At 56.6% G+C, this 15,494-nt stretch carries 15 protein-coding genes; 2 read left to right on the forward strand and 13 right to left on the reverse strand.

What is annotated here, in order from left to right:
• Positions 1-140: 140 nt before the first annotated feature.
• Positions 141-1,058 carry a hypothetical protein gene (locus tag ACIPF8_RS08570; RefSeq protein ID WP_400419611.1) on the forward strand — a complete coding sequence of 306 codons (918 nt, stop codon included), beginning with the start codon at positions 141-143 and terminating at the stop codon, positions 1,056-1,058.
• Positions 1,059-1,125: 67 nt separating this feature from the next.
• On the opposite strand, the gene ACIPF8_RS08575 is transcribed toward ACIPF8_RS08570, so the two are convergent.
• From ACIPF8_RS08575 to glnA, 11 genes are all read right to left on the reverse strand, one after another.
• Entirely contained in the window at positions 1,126-1,803 is a 678-nt protein-coding gene (locus ACIPF8_RS08575; RefSeq protein ID WP_400419613.1) for an esterase/lipase family protein, read from the reverse strand.
• Positions 1,804-1,811: 8 nt separating this feature from the next.
• Complete coding sequence (locus ACIPF8_RS08580) at positions 1,812-2,069, reverse strand: hypothetical protein (RefSeq protein WP_400419617.1); 258 nt, start codon at positions 2,067-2,069, stop codon at positions 1,812-1,814.
• A 69-nt stretch (positions 2,070-2,138) separates the two neighbouring features.
• Positions 2,139-3,029, reverse strand: a complete 891-nt coding sequence (locus ACIPF8_RS08585) for an RluA family pseudouridine synthase (protein ID WP_400419619.1) — start codon at positions 3,027-3,029, stop codon at positions 2,139-2,141.
• Positions 3,029-3,520 (reverse strand): arsinothricin resistance N-acetyltransferase ArsN1 family B, encoded by a 492-nt coding sequence (locus tag ACIPF8_RS08590; protein WP_061534289.1) that lies wholly within the window; start codon positions 3,518-3,520, stop codon positions 3,029-3,031. Before ACIPF8_RS08590 ends, ACIPF8_RS08585 begins: the two co-directional genes overlap by 1 nt.
• 108 nt (positions 3,521-3,628) lie before the next feature.
• On the reverse strand, positions 3,629-5,521 hold the full coding sequence (locus ACIPF8_RS08595; RefSeq protein WP_400419623.1) for a propionate--CoA ligase: 1,893 nt from the start codon (positions 5,519-5,521) through the stop codon (positions 3,629-3,631).
• Between the two features lie 66 nt (positions 5,522-5,587).
• Positions 5,588-7,039 carry a bifunctional 2-methylcitrate dehydratase/aconitate hydratase gene (locus tag ACIPF8_RS08600; protein WP_400419626.1) on the reverse strand — a complete coding sequence of 484 codons (1,452 nt, stop codon included), beginning with the start codon at positions 7,037-7,039 and terminating at the stop codon, positions 5,588-5,590.
• A gap of 88 nt (positions 7,040-7,127) precedes the next feature.
• Positions 7,128-7,520 carry a hypothetical protein gene (locus tag ACIPF8_RS08605; protein ID WP_400419629.1) on the reverse strand — a complete coding sequence of 131 codons (393 nt, stop codon included), beginning with the start codon at positions 7,518-7,520 and terminating at the stop codon, positions 7,128-7,130.
• 424 nt (positions 7,521-7,944) lie between these two features.
• Positions 7,945-9,468 carry a nitrogen regulation protein NR(I) gene (gene ntrC, locus ACIPF8_RS08610; RefSeq protein WP_400419632.1) on the reverse strand — a complete coding sequence of 508 codons (1,524 nt, stop codon included), beginning with the start codon at positions 9,466-9,468 and terminating at the stop codon, positions 7,945-7,947.
• Positions 9,469-9,564: 96 nt separating this feature from the next.
• Positions 9,565-10,647: a nitrogen regulation protein NR(II) gene (gene glnL, locus ACIPF8_RS08615; RefSeq protein ID WP_400419635.1), complete on the reverse strand. Its 1,083-nt coding sequence runs from the start codon at positions 10,645-10,647 to the stop codon at positions 9,565-9,567.
• Between the two features lie 322 nt (positions 10,648-10,969).
• Positions 10,970-11,488, reverse strand: a complete 519-nt coding sequence (locus tag ACIPF8_RS08620; RefSeq protein ID WP_400419637.1) for a DUF4124 domain-containing protein — start codon at positions 11,486-11,488, stop codon at positions 10,970-10,972.
• Between the two features lie 208 nt (positions 11,489-11,696).
• Positions 11,697-13,112 (reverse strand): type I glutamate--ammonia ligase, encoded by a 1,416-nt coding sequence (gene glnA, locus ACIPF8_RS08625; RefSeq protein ID WP_400419640.1) that lies wholly within the window; start codon positions 13,110-13,112, stop codon positions 11,697-11,699.
• A 439-nt stretch (positions 13,113-13,551) separates the two neighbouring features.
• Here glnA and ACIPF8_RS08630 point away from each other — a divergent pair, with 439 nt between their 5' ends.
• On the forward strand, positions 13,552-14,016 hold the full coding sequence (locus ACIPF8_RS08630; protein WP_400419642.1) for a rhodanese-like domain-containing protein: 465 nt from the start codon (positions 13,552-13,554) through the stop codon (positions 14,014-14,016).
• Between the two features lie 4 nt (positions 14,017-14,020).
• Here ACIPF8_RS08630 and ACIPF8_RS08635 read toward each other — a convergent pair whose 3' ends face one another.
• On the reverse strand, positions 14,021-14,485 hold the full coding sequence (locus ACIPF8_RS08635) for a GNAT family N-acetyltransferase (RefSeq protein WP_400419645.1): 465 nt from the start codon (positions 14,483-14,485) through the stop codon (positions 14,021-14,023).
• Between the two features lie 59 nt (positions 14,486-14,544).
• Positions 14,545-15,468, reverse strand: coding sequence for a delta(1)-pyrroline-2-carboxylate reductase family protein (locus ACIPF8_RS08640; RefSeq protein ID WP_400419648.1), 924 nt, complete (start codon positions 15,466-15,468; stop codon positions 14,545-14,547).
• Positions 15,469-15,494: the final 26 nt, after the last annotated feature.

Below are 15,494 nucleotides of genomic sequence, written 5' to 3' on the forward strand. Positions count from 1 at the left end.
TCATTGCATTATCAAAAGTTTCCACAAAAAAATATGTCAGGGGAGTACGTTTACTTTGTAGGAACTTTCTCATTTCCGTACTTTTGTACGGATTTCAGATAGCCTGCCAAGTGGGCGCGCAATCGCTTTTTCACTCACAAATGAAGCATTTTCTATCGGACGACAGTACGTCTGAATCCACCCCAATTATTGTTGCCACACAACAACAATTTAATATCAAGACGACAATTTATGATTCCAATGGCCTTGGAATCAATCCGAAACGACTCCAACAAAATGAAGATCATCCTCCTGTCATTGTCCACTATCACATCTTCAAGAATGCAGGCACTAGCCTCGATCTGGCACTCCAACAATACTTCGGAGACCAGTGGACAAGCTACGAAGGCAGCCACTCGCATGATTTAAAAACGAGTGCGGACTTGTATGAATTCCTGAAAAAAAACCAAGCCATAAGATCGCTATCGAGCCATCTTGCGCGGCCTCCTCTGCCTCATGCCAATGCGCTGCCGATTGTTTTCTTGAGAAATCCATTGCTGCGGGCACGGTCGGTATACGAATTTACTCGCAAGGATCCGTCGCAGCCATTCAGGGACGCAACTTCAGGTACTTTTTCTGACTATCTTGAGTGGGCTTTATCTGGCGCTCCCGGCGGTGTCGTGATTCGCGACTACCAGGTCATTCACCTGTCTTCAGCATCCTTTGCCGACGGCGGGATACTTGCAGCGCAAGCCACCGAGGAGAGCTTGCGGGAAGCGCGTGCATTACTGGAAAGCTGGCCGGTGCTTGGCGTAGTCGAAAAATACGCGCAATCTCTCAAGGTTATCGAACGCGCTTATCGCACGTCGTTTCCTCAACTGGCGCTGCAGCCGGAACATGTGAACCGTTCCGAGACCTCCAGCCAGGAAGAAACCATCAGGCAAGAAATTGGCGAGAGCCTGTATCAGGAATTCAATCGACAAAACCAGTTCGACAATCAACTGTATCGATATGCAACAACAAGATTGAGCGACTTATGCAAGACTTACAACGTCGAGACGGCTTGCGAAACTGTCTAGCCGGAACTCTGCTTCACCTGCTTGATTGCTGAGCTTCGTTGCTTGCAACATCGGTATTCAAATCAACTTAATCCCGCATACCGCCAACTTGGCCATTTCGCATCTCTCCCGACCAATCTTGCACTGCTGCCAGCAAATCATCCGTCATCTGCTGCGAATTCATGATGATGGTATGGATGGTCGGCAGCAGTTGCAGCGGGAATGAAGCCAACTGCACTTCACTGACCGACAGGATGCCGTCGTTCGGCTCGTCGCCGAACGGCGTCCAGCTGCCGCGCGGGCCTTTGATGCCGGCGTAGATGCGCAGCGGAACCTGTGGGATCGGCAGAGATTCCATGAACTCCTGATTCGCCAGCAGCTGGCCCATTTCGCCAGTGATCAGCCGGAACAAGCGCCACTGTGACAGTTTGATTGCATAACTGGAGGCACGGGTCGGCGGCGCCAGGAAAAAACACATCTGCGGTGCCTGCGCCAATTGCGGTAATACGGCGCGCGTCAACACGCAGCCCAGCGAATGGCCGACCACGATGAAGCGCGCATCGCCGCTGCGGACTGCGATGAAACGCTGCAGGCGATCAACACAAGGTTGCCAGCGCTCGAATGCCGCCGAATAACCAAACAGATGGGGCTTGATGCCGGCCGCGCGCAAGCGTTTGGCCAGCAACAGCATCGACACCGGTGTGCGCCCCATTCCGTGCACCAGGATCGCATGCAACTGTGCACTACAGGTGGCGGTCTGGTTCATGATGCGAGCTAGTCTTTTTTCTGCAATTGCTTTTCAAACGCGACGTCCAGCTTGCTGATCCGCTTCGGTTTTTGCGGACCGTAGGCATTGACGAAACGTACGAAGTCGTCAAGCTCCAATGCCTCGCTGAGACGGATCGGCGCTGCCATGCCGGCGTTCTGGGTCAGGTAGAACAATTCGTCCGCCGTCCGCACCATCGAATAGCGCAGATCGGTGCTGCGGGCATTGAGGCGCTCGACCGCTGCGGTGGCTCGGGTTGATCTCATTGCGCACTCCTGGTGTTTTTCATTTTTTCCAAAACCTGTGTTCCTGTATGGTGATTGCGGCCGGCGCTGTCACAAGGTGCGAAGACTGGAGAAACGCCGCTCGCGTCCATCCAGCGGATCGATAAAGGCGATCTCGCGCGCCAGCAATTTCAACGGCGCCGAGAAGTCGTCGCCCTTGCAGGGATAGACATCCGGATAAAAGGTGTCGTTGATGATCGGTATCCCCAGCGCTGCCAAATGTACACGCAATTGATGCTTCCTGCCGGTCAGCGGATGCAAGCGGTACAAGCTGCAGGTGGCGCGCCGTTCGATCAGTTCGATGCGCGTTTCCGAATTCGGCTCGCCCTCAACTTCCTGCATCCGGAAGAACGGCGTACCATCCACCATGCGACTGCGATACACCAGCGGCAAGGCGAGCTGCGGCGCAGTCGGCGCCAATGCCTCGTAGGTCTTGTCGACCAGCCGTTGCTGGAACAACGATTGATACGCGCCACGGCTGGCGATGTCGTGCGAAAAGACAATCACGCCGGCGGTTTCCCGATCGAGCCGATGAATCGGCGTCAGGTCGGCCAGACCGGTTTGTTTTTTCAGGCGCACCAGCAGGGTTTCGTGCAGGAAGCGCCCGGTCGGAATCACCGGCAGGAAATGCGGCTTGTCGGCCACCAGTATCCGCTCATCCTGATAAAGAATGGAAGCCTCAAACGGAATCGGCGTTTCCGTCGGCGGCTCGCGATAATAGAAAATGCAGCTGCCGCGTCGATACGGGCTATCCGGCGCCAGCCGCAGGCCGTTGCCGTCAACTACCTCGCCGCGCGCCATGCGCGCCACCCAGGTGGCGCTGTCGATGGCTGGGAAGCGTTGTTCCAGAAAGCTCAGCAGATTCGGCCATTCGCCAACCGGCAGCCACAGATAGCTTGGTGCAACGCCATCGATGATCGGCAACGGCGACGATGCAGCCATCACAAAACCCGTTGCCAATAACCGACGTCAATCCAGCGATCGAATTTCTTGCCGACCTGGGCAAAGTGTGCGACTTTTTCAAATCCCATTTTTTCGTGCAAGGCAATGCTGGCGGCGTTCGGCAACGCTATGCCACCGATCACCGTATGCACCGGCAATTTTTGCAGTTCGGCGATCAGGGCGTGGTACAAGGCGCTGCCCAATCCCTTGCCGCCGGCTGCGCCAGACAAGTACACAGAACTCTCCACCGCATGCTGATAGGCTGCGCGAGCGCGCCACTTGGTGGCGTAGGCATAGCCGAGAATCTGGCCATCTTCGACGCATACCAGCCACGGCAGATGTGCCGTGATATCAGCGATGCGCTGGCTCATCTGTTCAGGTGTCACCGGCTCGGTTTCAAAACTGATGGCGGTGTCCAGAATGTAGGGATTGTAAATCTGGCAAATGGCGGCAGCATCGGCGATGGTTGCCTGGCGGATAGCGTGGGTCATGGCGATAAATAAGGTTGCACGGGTGAGTGTACAATCATACCGTGCAATCGCCTGTGCTTGAACGAATCGGCCAAATCAATGGCATCACCCACTCCACTCTATTAGCGATTACCCACGCAAGGCATCCTTGATCTGCTGCAGCGAAGACGGGTCCTCGATGGTTGTCAGGTCGCCCGGGTCGCGGCCTTCGCAGATCGCCTGGATCGAACGGCGCAGCAACTTGCCGGAGCGGGTTTTCGGCAGCAGGCCGACCACATACACCCGCGCCGGCCGGCCGACGCTACCGATCTGCTTGTCGACCACGCGCATGATCTCTGCCTCCAGGGCGGCCCGTCCCTCTGCCGTGTTGTCTGCGACCTTGGGAATCACGAAAGCAACGGCCACCTGGCCTTTCAACTTATCCTCGACACCGACCACCGCCACCTCGGACACATTCGGATGGCTCGAAATGCTTTCTTCGATTTCACGCGTGCCGAGCCGGTGGCCGGCGACATTGATGACATCGTCGGTGCGACCGAGGATGAAATAATAGCCATCGTCATCGCGAATCCCCCAATCGAATGTCGAGTACATCGGCCGCCCGGTTTCCGGGGACGGGGTCGACCAATAGGTATCGACGCAGCGCCGGTCGTCGCCGTAGATGGTTTGCATGCAGCCCGGCGGCAGCGGCCAATCAATCACCACCACGCCCTTCTCGTTGGCACCGCATAACGCACCGGTCGCCTCGTTCAGCAGGCGCACCTTGTAGCCATACATCGGCACGCCGGGACTGCCCAGCTTGCACGGCTTGTCTTCGATATTCTTGGCGATGGTCATGATCGGCCAGCCGGATTCGGTTTGCCAATAATTATCGACAATCGGCACGCCGAGCGCTTCCGATATCCAGCTGGAAGTCGTTTCATCCAGTGGTTCGCCAGCCAGATACAAGGCCTGCAACGACGACAGATCGTACTTCCTCATCAGTTCAGGCGGCTGCTTTTTCAATACCCGGATCGCCGTCGGCGCCGAAAACATGCGCGTCACCTTGTACTTCTCGACGATGCTCCACCAGATGCCGCCGTCAGGTCGGATCGGCAGGCCTTCATACAGTACCGTCGCCATGCCCGCGATCAGCGGCCCATAGACGATATATGAATGGCCCACCACCCAACCGATGTCGGAAGTGCAGAAATAGGTGCCGCCCGGTTTGCTGCAAAAGATGGCGTCCATCGACGTCGCCAAAGCCACTGCGTAACCGCCGACATCACGCTGCACGCCCTTCGGCTTGCCGGTCGTGCCGGAGGTGTACAGGATATAGGACGCTTCATTCGACTCCAGCCAGACCACCGGCACCTTGGCGTCGATATGCAATTGCCGTTGTTCGGCATAATCGGCATCGCGGCCTGGCACCATTTCCATCGGAGCCAGGCCACGGTTGACCAGCAATACGTGCGCCGGCTTGTGCTGCGCCAATTTGATCGCATCGTCCAGCAAACCCTTGTACGGAACCACCTTGCCGCCGCGCGAACCGGCATCGGCGGAGACGATCAATTTAGGCGTTGCATCATCGATCCGGCTCGCCAGGCTGTTCGAGGCGAAACCGCCGAATACCACCGAATGAATCGCACCGATACGGGCGCAAGCCAGCATCGCAAACATCGCCTCGGCAATCATCGGCATATAGATCAGGACCCGGTCGCCGCGGCCGACGCCAAGCGCTTGCATGATGGCGGCGGTGCGGTTGACCTCGGCATGCAGCTCGCGAAAGGAATAGGTTTTTTCAGTATTGGTTTCGGTGGAGATGGCAATCAGCGCCGGCCGCTCGCCACGCGTCCCGATCCAGCGGTCCACCGCGTTATGGCACAGGTTGGTGGTGCCGTCGACAAACCATTTGGTAAATGGCGGATGGCTATCATCAAGCACCTGCGAGAACGGATGGTGCCAGTCGATCCGCCTGGCTTGCTCGCTCCAGAATGCGGACGGATCATCAATCGACCGTTGGTAAAAAGTAGCAAAACTCATGCTGTCTCCTGGTTTTCTTATAAAGAATCGTAGCTTGGGCGCCTCTGCGGGCGCCTCGTGCAATGATCAAATTACATACAGGTCAACATATTCGTTGACAGCCATATCCTCCAGTTTCTTCTGATCCAAAGAAACGTCCAGTATCGCTTGTTGTTGCTTGGCAGGGAGCTGACGCGCCAGGTTGATCTTGAACTTGGCTTCCAGCAGCGGAATGCCCTCCTTGCGGCGGCGCGCATGGCCGAGCGGATATTCGACCACGATTTCCTTTAGCTTCTTGCCATCCTTGAATTCAACCGTCAGCGCATTGGCAATCGAACGTTTCTTTGGATCGTGGTAATCCTTGGTGAAAGCCGTGTCTTCAACACAGACGATCTTGTCGCGCAAGGCATCGATGCGTCGGTCCGAGGCGATGCCGTCTTCGTAATCACCGGCGTTGAGACGGCCGAAGATCAGCGGCACGGCGACCATGTACTGGATGCAGTGGTCACGGTCGGCGGGATTGCTCAGTGGGCCCTGTTTGTCGATGATGCGGATACACGCTTCGTGGGTGCGGATCGTGATCTTGCTGATGTCGTCGACCGACCTGCCGGCCTTGGCCAGCCCGGCATGCAACGTCATCGCCGCTTCAACCGCGGTTTGCGCGTGAAATTCGGCAGGGAATGCAATCTTGAACAGCACATTTTCCATCACATAGGATGCGTACTTGCGCTGGAATTTGAATGGCTGCCCGTCGAACAGCACATCGTAGAAACCCCAGTTCTTGGCGGTCAGTACCGACGGATAGCCCATCTCGCCGGTCTTGGCGATCAATGCCAGGCGCACCGCGCGCGAAGTCGCATCGCCGGCCGCCCAGGATTTGCGCGACCCGGTGTTCGGCGCATGGCGATAAGTGCGCAGCGCCTGGCCATCGACCCAAGCCAGCGACACGGCGTTCAGGATCTCTTCTCTCGTCAGGCCCATCATCTCGGCCACCACCGCGGTCGACGCCACCTTGACCAGCACCACATGATCCAGGCCGACCTTGTTGAAGGAATTCTCCAGCGCGATGCAACCCTGGATTTCGTGCGCCTTGATCATGCCGGTCAGCACATCTTTCATCTTCAGCGGTTTCTTGCCGGCGGCGATCGCATTGCGCGAAAGCCAGTCCGCAGTCGCCAGGATGCCGCCCAGATTGTCGGACGGATGCCCCCATTCGGCTGCCAGCCAGGTATCGTTGAAATCCAGCCAGCGGATCATGGCGCCGATATTGAATGCCGCTTGCACCGGATCAAGTTGGTGCTGCGTGCCCGGTACTTTGGCGCCGTTGGGCACCACGGTACCCGGGACGAGCGGCCCCAGCAGTTTTTTACAAGCCGGATACTCGAGTGCTTCCAGCCCGCAACCCAGCGTATCGATCAGGCAATTGCGCGCAGTATCGTAGGCCAGCTTGGAGTCAATCTTGTATTTGGTTACGTAGTCGACAATATCGACCAGTACCTTGTCGTATTCAGGGCGAACGTTGGAGACATGAGCGGACATTGCATTCCTTCTCAGACAAACATTTTGCAACTGGATGAATCCGTTATTGCATCATCGCCCCATCAGGACAATCAGGGCAATCAGGACATCAACGCACCTTGCATTCGTTGGCCAATTGCTGTCCCAGTTTGGAATTGAGCAGCATCGACTTGGCCGGAATCTGGATCCATACCAGGCCGCTGGCCTTGTCTTCCAGCCGCACCGCGCCGGTAGTCGTAGTGACCGTGATCATCGAATAGCTGCGCCCTTTCCAGTTCAGCTTGACGTCGCCATTGCTTTCATTGGACAAATCGACACGATTGCCCAGTTCACAATAAAAATTACCAACCACCAAGCTGGCCGTCGGTGTCGGCGCCAGGTTCAAGAGGTTCGATACTGCAGGTTCCGGCTTGGTCTCGGCCAGGGGCACGCTGGATCCGCAGCCAGCCAGCAAGGCCGTGAGTGTCAAAGCAGAAGCAATACGGGTGTTCAAAGCAGTCATGTTGTTCCAGTCCTGTGGCGTTAGGTTGCATACGGCGTCGCCGTAGCGACAATATCGGTGCAACGGGTCGATTGGTTGAGCCAGCGCAGGTATTGCCATTCTGCATACAGACGCTCTTTGCCGTTGCCAATCGAGATAAATTTTAAATCTTTCAGACCGACATCATCGGTTTAAGATTGGTTTAAGAACGAATAATCTCATTATTGGTTCCACGCCTGATGATATGCGTATTCCAGCTGAAACGGGGTGCCCAACCGTAGGGTGGGCAGATTTCTGCCCACGCCGAAATTACTCATCGCGTGTCCGGTCTTCCGCGTGGGCACAAGTGCCCACCCTGCCGGGTCTTGCAAATAAAAAATGCCGTTCAGTCTTCACTGAACGGCATTAAAACTTGCACTCCCCCCTGTTTTATTCTCGCTTCTGGCTAATCATCCTTGGCGCCGTCGATCCCCAGTTCCTGGATCTTGCGTGTGATGGTGTTGCGCCCGATGCCGAGGCGCACCGCGGCATCGTTCTTGCGGCCATGCGTGTGGCGCAAGGCGATCTTGATCAGCGCCGACTCGAACTGACGCCCCAGCACATCCATGACATCGGCATCGCCATTGCTCAGCATGTGAGCCGCTTCGGTTTCGAGCAAGGCAATCCAGCTCTGCTTGTCGATGACCGCTGAGCTCGGTGCTGCGGCAATCTCCTGATACGGCGTCGCTACAGCGGATGTCGCCGGCGCCGCCGAGTAATGCGGATCAAACGCCACCGGCCGATTGGCCGGGCTCTCCAATTGCGAGCCATGTTCCCGGCCGCTGACCAGATCCTGCGGCAGATCCTTGATCTCGACCGTCTGGCCGGGCGCCATCACGGTGATCCAGTTGCACAGGTTTTCCAGCTGGCGCACATTGCCCGGCAGTTCCAGGCCGCTCATGAAACGCATCGCATTGTCGGATACCCGCTTGCTTTCGACGCCGAGTTGCTTGGCGCTCTGGCTGAGGAAATAACGGGTCAGGATCGGGATATCTTCGCGCCGTTCGCGCAGACTCGGCAGGCGCAGGCGGATGACGTTGAGGCGGTGATACAAGTCTTCGCGGAACAAGCCTTCGCGCACCCGGGTTTCCAGGTTCTGGTGAGTGGCGGCGATCACGCGCACGTTGGCTTTCAACGACTGATGGCCGCCAACCCGATAGAAATGGCCGTCGGACAGCACCCGCAACAACCGAGTCTGCAAGTCGAACGGCATGTCGCCGATTTCATCGAGGAACAAGGTGCCGCCTTCGGCCTGTTCGAAGCGTCCGCGGCGCGATGCCTGGGCGCCGGTGAACGCGCCGCGCTCGTGGCCGAACAATTCGGACTCCAGCAGATCTTTCGGAATCGCCGCGGTATTGAGCGCGATGAACGGCTGCGATGCGCGCGGGCTGTGCTTGTGCAATGCGCGCGCCACCAACTCCTTGCCGGTGCCCGACTCGCCGGTGATCAGTACCGTCACATTCGATTGCGACAAGCGCCCGATGGCGCGGAACACGTCCTGCATCGCCGGTGCCTGGCCGAGGATTTCCGGCGTTTCGGCCGAGGCTTGTTCGACATTGGCTTCGCGCAGGCTTTCTTCCAGCGCGCGGCGGATCAGTTCGACCGCCTTGTCGACATCGAACGGCTTGGCGAGGTATTCGAATGCCCCGCCCTGGAATGCGGCAACGGCGGAGTCAAGATCAGAAAAAGCAGTGATGATGATGACCGGAACGCCAGGAAATTTGGCCTTGACGGTTTGCAGCAACTCCAGACCGGATGCGCCCGGCATGCGGATGTCGGACACCAGCACTTGCGGCGTGCTCGTTTGCAATGCTTCGATTGCATCGCGTGCATTGGAAAAACTCTTGGTGCTCAGATTTTCGCGGGCCAGCGCTTTTTCAAGCACCCATCGAATCGATTCGTCGTCGTCAACAATCCAGATTGGTTTCATATCTTTTCTCTTTATGCTGCATCAAGAATCCGCTCACGAACTTGCTTGACTGGTTTGTCATTACCACGACGGCCGGCGGGTAAGCCGACCGCAAGTTCACGGCAGCGGTATCAGAATTCTGAAATCGGTACATCCCGGCCGACTTTCGCATTCGATGACACCCATGTGCTGTTGCACGAAGGTTTGCGCCAACGTTAAACCCAAGCCGCTGCCGCCATCGCGGCCCGATACCAATGGATAGAAAATGCGCTCCTGGATCTCGGCCGGGATGCCGGGTCCATTGTCGATGATATGCAAGTCTAGTGCCAGCCGGTAACGGACCTTGGCCAGCGTCACTTGGCGCACCACCCGGCTCTGGAAAGTCAGCTCGGCATCGCCCGCTTTGATGCGTTCCTGCAGCGCTTGTGCTGCATTGTGGGCGATATTCAGGATGGCCTGGATCAACTGTTCCTTGTCGCCGCGAAACTGCGGGATCGACAAATCGTAATCGCGCTTGATGGTCAGCCCGCTCGGGAATTCAGCGACGATCAGGCTACGCACCCGCTCGCACACTTCATGGATATTGACGTCGCCGACGATCTGCGCCAGCCGGTGCGGCGCCAGCAGCCGGTCGACCAGCGTCTGCAGCCGATCCGCCTCCTTGATGATGACTTGCGTGTACTCGCGCAATTCCTTCAGATGGCGCTCCGGCAGCTCCAACTCCAGCAACTGTGCGGCGCCACGAATGCCGCCCAGCGGATTCTTGATTTCATGCGCGAGATTGCGGATCAACTCTTTGTTGACCTGGCTTTGATCCATCAGCCTTTCCTCGCGCTCCAGCTTGAGCTGCTGCACGTTCTCGCGCAACTCGATCAATACCGGCACATCAGGATTATCGAGCGCGGTGACGATAGTGTCGACCCACAGCGGCTCGCGGCCCATGCGCTCGAGGATCAGGTCCTGGCGCGAATCGTCGAACTGGTGCTCCAGCGCCTGTTGAAAAATCGCCAGCAACTGTTCCGGGTTGAGGAATAAGTCCGACAGCGTTTGCTGCACCAGCAAGCGGCAGGAGCTTTCCAGCAGGTTTTCGGCGGCGGCATTGGCAAATACCAGGCGTCCCTGCCGATCGAGCAACAGCACGGCAGACGCCAGCAGGTCGAGGCTGGCAAGCGCCGATCGTTCAGCGGTTTTTGTGGGCATCCGAGGTTCCTATAAGAAAACGTAGTGCAAGCGCATATCCGGCCGGATTCGACGCCGCCATCAAATCGCATTGGAGATGCTGGAAAACACGATGGCGCTGATGGCACCGGCACGATTCGCTGCATTTGAATGGTGCATTTTCCGAGCATAACAAGCTTTGCGAGCGATGTCGGCATGGAATATACAAGATCGCAACATTATGGTGCGTCCGGCATCGGCCTGGTCCGAAAATCGAACCGATTCCTGCCACGCCCGGCAGGCAAAAATAAAGGCCGCAATAGCGGCCTTATGAGTAAAGCAAGGTTGATACCAAGCAGATGAGTTATTTCAGATTCGCCAACTCGCGGTTGAGCGCCTCGATATTTTTCTCGCTGCGCGAGATGTCTTCTTTCATCGATGCCACACGTTCCTGATACTTGGCGTAGTTTTTCTCATTGCCTTGGCGCTCGGGCGCGCCATCGTTGTAGTCTTTCTTGAGGTCAGCCAGGCGCTGTTGTTCATTTCTCAATTCATCCTGCAAGATCTGACGGCGATCATTGTCGCGCGCTTTTTGCGTGCCGTTATCCACTTTAGGAAAATCCGACGGCGTGCTGGCTGCCGGCTTGCTCGAAGCTGCACCACCGCCACCACCCGTGCTCGGCTTGCTGGATGAACTGACAGTCAGCGGCGGCAGGCTCACGCGTTTGCAGCCTTTGGTGTCGCCGGTGTTCTTGTATTCCTTGACGCCATTCTGGTCAACGCACAGAAACACTTCGCTTTGGGCGTGAACACTGCCAGCAGCGATGCCGACCACGGCCAGCAGCAGAAATTGCCGGGAAAAACGCAACATAGGACGCTTCATAGATTTTCTTCGCAATTCAATGGAGACGCTAGTTTATGCCAAGAAACTGGCAATGACAAACCATCCTGCAGATTCATATCATTGCCGAAAACCAGTCTGAAAAAGCAAAAAGGACAGGAAAACCTTTCCTGTCCTTTTATTTCATCGATCTCGCTGAACTGCCGGCCTTGCATGATGCAAGAGCGGCGGTTCAAACTTGCGAAACGACTTATACCGAGTAGTACATGTCGAATTCGATCGGGTGGGTTGTCATGCGGAAGCGTTGAACTTCCTGCATCTTCAGATCCAGGTAAGCATCGATCATGCTGTCGCTGAATACGCCGCCACGGGTCAGGAACTCGCGATCCTTGTCCAAGGCTTCCAGTGCTTCGTCCAGCGAAGAGCAAACGGTTGGGATCAGCTTGTCTTCTTCTGGTGGCAGATGGTACAGATCCTTCGAAGCTGCCTCGCCTGGATGGATCTTGTTCTGCACGCCGTCCAGACCTGCCATCAGCAATGCCGCGAAGCACAGGTATGGGTTAGCCAGTGGATCAGGGAAACGGGTTTCGATACGACGGCCCTTTGGATTGGCCACGTGTGGAATACGGATCGAAGCCGAACGGTTACGTGCCGAGTAAGCCAGTTTGACCGGTGCTTCGAAACCTGGAACCAGACGCTTGTACGAGTTGGTGCCTGGGTTGGTGATCGCGTTCAGTGCCTTGGCGTGCTTGATGATGCCGCCGATGTAGAACAGTGCGAATTCCGACAGACCGGCATAGCCGTCGCCAGCGAACAGGTTCTTGCCGTCTTTCCATACCGATTGGTGCACGTGCATGCCGGAACCGTTGTCGCCAACGATAGGCTTAGGCATGAAAGTGGCAGTCTTGCCGTAGGTGTGAGCCACGTTCCAGACCACGTACTTCAGGTTCTGGGTCCAGTCGGCTCGCTCAACCAGGGTCGAGAACTTGGTGCCGATTTCGTTTTGACCGGCGCCAGCCACTTCGTGGTGATGCACTTCAACCGGAATGCCCAGCGATTCGAGGATCAGGCACATTTCCGAACGCATGTCCTGGAAGCTGTCGACTGGTGGCACTGGGAAGTAGCCGCCCTTGACGGTTGGACGATGGCCGGTGTTGCCGCCTTCGAGCTTGGCGCCGGTGCTCCACGATGCTTCTTCGGAACCGATCTTGACGAAGCAGCCCGACATGTCGGCGCCCCAACGGACGTCGTCGAAAATGAAGAATTCTGGTTCTGGACCGAAATAGGCTGTGTCGCCCAGGCCGGACGATTTCAGGTAGGCTTCAGCGCGCTTGGCGATGGAGCGTGGGTCACGGTCGTAGCCCTTGCCGTCGGATGGTTCGATGACGTCACATTGCATGAACAATGTGGTTTCTTCCATGAACGGATCGATGTTCGCGGTATTTGGATCTGGCATCAGCAACATGTCGGAAGCTTCAATACCCTTCCAGCCAGCAATAGAAGAACCGTCGAATGCATGACCCGATTCGAACTTGTCGATATCGAAATGGGAGACTGGAACAGTTACGTGCTGCTCTTTGCCCTTGGTGTCAGCGAAGCGAAAATCAACGAATTTGACTTCGTTGTCTTTTGCCATTTTCAAGACTTCTGCGGCCGTCATTGCCATGTGAATCTCCTAAAGATGAAAGTACTTGCATAAAAGTACTGCAGTTTTTAAATTGTTCGCCATGCTCAAGATCTGTTGCGCGCGGCTTGCAGCGTCGCAGTAACATCATGGTCAGGCAGTGAGCAAACTATGACCGGACAGCAATTCAGTACGACCAGAACTCAGTGCAGGATGATAGCAGAATCCATGCCACCATCCGTTTTAAGCGCGAGGCTTATTCGGCCTAGTAATATGCTTGCTTGAAAGGCTTAATATGGCGTTTTTCCTGCATCTGGCATGATGACTGCATCAATTTCGACTTACCACATTGGTGCACTTAATAACGGAAGCACTATTTTCGTGCGTTTACTGAATTTGAATTAAGTTACGCACATAATTGGTGCACTCAAATCCGGCGACATATTAATTTACTAATACAACAAATTTCTGGAGCGATACCATGACAACCCGCGACGAACTTCTCACCACAGCCAGGCAACGCGGCCAGGAAGGCCGTCTGCCCTACGCCGGCGCCGTCACGCCGAACGAAGCCTTTGCCTTGTTGCAGGATGATCCCGCGACGATATTGGTGGATGTCCGCACCAATGCCGAACGCGACTGGGTCGGCCGGGTGGTGATTAGTGAAGTGCAGCATGCAGCGGTGCAGTGGTCGCAATATCCGGGCGGTGTCCAGAATGCGGATTTCCTGGCGCAACTGGCGCAGGTCGCGGAAAAAGGCACACCGTTGCTGTTTCTCTGTCGTTCCGGCGTGCGCTCGCAACATGCCGCCAAACTGGCGACCGAGCATGGCTATACCAACTGTTTCAATATCCTGGAAGGCTTCGAAGGCGACAAGGATAACAACGGCCATCGCAAGAACGTCAACGGCTGGTGCAAGGCAGGCTTGCCTTGGTTAGGCGCTTAAGGGCTTAAGTTTTTTGCAGGGCCAGGATACGGTTCTCGTATTTCTGCTCTTCGAACTCGTGCCAAGTCATGCCGATATCGGCGAAGCCATAGGCCTTGTAAAAACCCAGGGCCTGCGTATTGCCGGCCCAGGCCGTCAGCCACAGCCGCTCGCCGGCATTCCGGATGGCGTGGTCCAGCAGCGCGCGGCCTATGCCGCGGCCATGGAAGTGCTCCTGCACATAAAGCGTATCGACCTCGACGCCGCCATAATTGTTCGTGGCGCATGGCGAATCGAGGTCGAGCAGGATATAACCCAGCAGATTCTCGTCGCTGACGTCGACGAACAGACGGTAATCGGGATCATCGATCAGGTCCTGGAAATACGCCGGCGTAAACGTCAACAATACTTCCCGCGCAAGATCGTCGCTGACGCCTTCGGTCGCGTAGGTGTGCAGCCAGACCTGTATCGACAACGCGGTCAGGCTCATGCAATCAGTTTTTAACGCGTCCCGAATCAAATGCTCTCCTCGTTTATCTAAGCGCGGCGTCAATCTGCAAACGATGCAATCGCCACCCGCGCAGCGGCCAGATCCCAGGCCGCCTGTCCAACGGTTTTATACACCGGCAACAACGGTTGCTGCACAAACCCGTGCGCCAGCACATCCGGCAACTCGCGCACTTTATCCCAATCGATCTTTGCCTGCAGCAGATCGCCAGCCTCATGTTTGGCGCTGGCCAGGCAATCCACCACCACCGTGCGGCTATGCAAAAGTTCGGCTGGAAACTCCACCATGTCGGGCTTGAACGCGCCGACGCCGATCGCCAATGTGTTCGCTGCGATATTCACTGGGATCACCGCGCTGCGTGACGTGGTTAGCGCTATCATGACATCGACAGGGGGTACATCCGAGGCCAGTGCAGCAGCAGCCAGCGGCTTGACCGTAATCTGTGGATGGCGCAGCTGCAGTGCATCGCAAAATGCCTGGGTCTTCTGCAAATCGCGCGCAGATACCCAGAACTCATGGACACCGAAATAATCGATCAAGCCATCAGCATGGGCGATCGCCTGCACGCCGGTGCCGATCAACAATGCCGATTTCGGCTTGACCGGCAACAACGCCTCGATGCCAAGCAGGCTTACCGCAGCGGTGCGCCGCGCGGTGACAGTTGGACCATGCAGCAACGCCAGTCGGCGGCCGCTGGCGGCATCGAACACCACCACTTCACCCTGAATTGCCGGCAGCTGATATTGCGCATTATTGGCGTGCACGGTAATCAGCTTGGTCATGCCGATATCGGCGGCGACAGCCGGCATGCACAGCAGCACGCTGGCCGGATCGATTTCCACCACCATCCGCTCGGGGGCATTGATCTCGCCTTCCCGCAGTTGCTGCGCGACCTTGACCAGCGCTGGCACCAGCTCGGAATAAGGCAAAGCGGCGGCGGTACTTGCGGCGTCAAAAATTTTCATGCTTTTCCTCTATGTGCCGAACCGGA

The organism is Collimonas sp. NPDC087041, from assembly GCF_044745265.1.
Lineage (GTDB): Bacteria > Pseudomonadota > Gammaproteobacteria > Burkholderiales > Burkholderiaceae_D > Collimonas.